Source organism: Kocuria sp., from assembly GCF_030536815.1.
GTDB lineage: Bacteria > Actinomycetota > Actinomycetes > Actinomycetales > Micrococcaceae > Kocuria > Kocuria gwangalliensis.
Genome location: NZ_JAUNPE010000255.1, coordinates 1 through 2378, shown reverse-complemented (window position 1 = coordinate 2378; position 2378 = coordinate 1). Strand labels below are relative to the sequence as shown.

Sequence of the window (2378 nt, the reverse complement as noted above, 5' to 3'; positions counted from 1 at the left end):
CACCCGCGTACTGCAACATGGCGCGCATGATGTACTGCGCGCGCTCGGTGCCCTGAGTCTCGATCAGACCCTTGAAGGATTCGATCCACTCCTGGGTTTCCTCGGAGTTGGCGTCCTCCAGATTATTGGTCAAGCCACTGAGAATGTGGTGGTTGCTGGATGAAGACACTTCAACCTCTCTATCATCGGCTCCGTGAATCGGGGGTGGCCCGGCGAGGAGCGTCATCGGTGCCCGCTGTGGGACGTACCGCTTTGCTCTATATCGTGTCATAAATGGTCAGTGATCATACCGGCAGGCTCTGGTTCCGCGCGTCACATAGAAGTCGTCACAACAATTTGAATCCGCGCTTTCCATGCGGTGGAGCTTGAACGAGACTCGAATCCGGTGTTGTCTTGTATCGCACCGTTTCTATGTTCGGTCCGGCACCCGTCGGCCACGACATCCGTCAGTGCATCGGCACTGTGGGCGGTTGCACGTCTACATCGAGAAGGAGTACATACGGTGAGCGAGGCAAAGGCCCCCGACGAGTCCGCGGTGGACCAGCTCAATTTTAAGGACGGCGACTACGTCCAGGAGTTCGGTTACGACGACGACGTCGACGCTCAGTTGCGGGACCAGATCGAAGCCACCATCGGCTCTGAGCTGTTCGATGACGAGGCCCAGGAAGTGGTGGACGCCGTCATTCTGTGGTGGCGCGACGGCGACGGAGACCTGGTGGACGAACTCGTGGACGTCCAGACGACCCTTGACGAGGGCGGTGTGGTCTGGCTGCTGACCCCCAAGGCCGGCCGCGAAGACCACGTTTCCCCGGCCGACGTGCAAGATGCTGCCCCCACCGCGGGGTTGCACGTGACCACCACCGCGCGGGTTTCCTCGGACTGGTCCGTCACCCGGTTGGCACCCAAGCGCAATTTCTGACCATGTGCGCGATCACCCACCAGCCACGCCAGGAGCTGCTCCCATGATCTCCGTCGGGTCTTCCGCACCGGATTTCACCCTGCCCAACCAGCGCGGCACCGCGGTGACGCTCTCACAACTGCGCGGCAACCCCGCGGTGTTGATCTTCTTCCCGTTCGCGTTCTCACCCGTGTGCACCAGTGAGCTGTGCTATCTGCAGGACCACCCCGAGGTGTTCGAGATGAGCAACGCCAAGGTGCTGGGGATCTCCACCGACAGTTCTTTTACCCTGGACGCTTTCGCACGCCAGGAATCCTATGACTTCGAGTTGCTGTCGGATTTCTGGCCCCACGGTGATGTCAGCCGGCGCTTCGGCGTTCTGTCCGAGGACGGCGGTTACGCCAAGCGGCAGACGTTTGTCCTTGATTCCCAGGGCGTGATCGTGGACGCTTTCGAGTCCGAGGTCACGGAACCCCGGCAATTGGAGCGCCTCGAACAGGCGCTGGCCCAACTCGAGCAGCACTGATGCCCGTTCGGGTGATTCGCGCCGGCTACGGGGCGCCCCTGGACGCGACACAGTTTCCGGATCCTCATGCCCTCGATGCCGCCGCTGGACTGCCAGCGGCGGTTTCCGCGTTGTCGGGACGGCGGTTGGCGGTCCTCACGGGCGCGGGCGTCAGCACCGATTCCGGTATCCCGGACTATCGGGGCCCCGGGGCGAAACCACGAACGCCCATGACCTACCAGCAATTCATGGGCTCGGAACGGATGCGTCGTCATTACTGGGCGCGTAACCAGTTCGGATGGCACTTCGTCGCCCAGGCGAAACCTTCCGAGGCGCACGCGGCCCTGGCGGAATTGGAACACCGGGGCTCGCTCTGCGGAATCATCACCCAGAACATCGACCGGTTGCATCAAAAAGCCGGATGTATCGACGTCCTGGACCTGCACGGCACTCATCAACGGGTGATCTGCACCCGTTGCCGCTCCACCATTCCCCGTGCGGTGTTGTCGGATCGCTTGGATGCGTTGAATCCCGGGTTCTACGACGACGTCGCCACGCGCCACGACATCGAGTACGCGCCGGACGCGGACGCCACCATTGAACACACCGAGCACTTCAACATCCTGGACTGCCCGGTGTGCGGCGGGATCCTCAAACCCGACGTGGTGTTCTTCGGCGAGAACGCGCCGGCGGAGCGGGTGCGTTACGCAAAACTAGTGGTCGACAGGGCCGAGGCACTTCTTGTCGTGGGCACGTCATTGACGGTCAATTCCGGCAAACGGTATGTGCGTCGGGCGGTGAGCAACGGGATTCCCGTGGTCATCGTCAATCACGGGGTCACGGGCTCCGATCACCTGGCCACGGTCAAGGTGGACGCGTTCGTGGGCGGGTTCCTGCGATCGCTCACAAATGAACTGCTCCGTGATCTTGATTGAATCGCCAGAGCTACATAAACTAGAACACGAAGATCCCGTT

Annotated in this window: 3 protein-coding genes; all 3 read left to right on the top strand. The window is 61.8% G+C overall.

Translation table 11 applies throughout. From position 1 onward, the window contains the following. The first annotated feature begins 502 nt into the window (after positions 1-502). The 3 genes from Q4E95_RS12890 to Q4E95_RS12880 are packed head-to-tail and all read left to right on the top strand — an operon-like array spanning position 503 to position 2338. Positions 503-919, top strand: coding sequence for a DUF3052 domain-containing protein (locus tag Q4E95_RS12890; protein ID WP_303383682.1), 417 nt, complete (start codon positions 503-505; stop codon positions 917-919). Positions 920-962: 43 nt separating this feature from the next. Beyond that, positions 963-1424, top strand: a complete 462-nt coding sequence (locus Q4E95_RS12885; RefSeq protein WP_129700560.1) for a peroxiredoxin — start codon at positions 963-965, stop codon at positions 1422-1424. After that, on the top strand, positions 1424-2338 hold the full coding sequence (locus Q4E95_RS12880) for a Sir2 family NAD-dependent protein deacetylase (RefSeq protein ID WP_303383681.1): 915 nt from the start codon (positions 1424-1426) through the stop codon (positions 2336-2338). Before Q4E95_RS12885 ends, Q4E95_RS12880 begins: the two co-directional genes overlap by 1 nt. Positions 2339-2378: the final 40 nt, after the last annotated feature.